The organism is Ochrobactrum sp. SFR4, from assembly GCF_019730395.1.
Classification (GTDB): Bacteria; Pseudomonadota; Alphaproteobacteria; order Rhizobiales; family Rhizobiaceae; genus Pseudochrobactrum.
On sequence record NZ_JAAPBB010001421.1, the window covers coordinates 1 to 234 of the forward strand.

1 protein-coding gene is annotated in these 234 nt (G+C 59.8%); it reads left to right on the forward strand.

The features are described 5' to 3' along the window. Window positions 1-234, forward strand: a 234-nt coding sequence (locus tag HBA93_RS23715) for a siderophore-interacting protein (protein WP_221724844.1), incomplete at both ends; no start/stop codon positions are given.

Here is a 234-nt window from a genome sequence, read left to right on the forward strand (position 1 = left end):
GAGATGACAGTGATTGGCGTGCGGAATGTAACGCCGCATATGCGCCGTATACGCCTGCGTGGTGATGATTTGGCACGCTACGCGACCGGTGGTTTGCATGTGCGTCTGGTCCTGCCGCCAAAGCCGCCGTTAAAACCGCAATGGCCGCATCTGGGCGCGGACGGACGACCTGTCTGGCCGGATGGCGAGCAGAAGCTGACCAACCGTGTTTACACGATCCGCACGATCAATGTG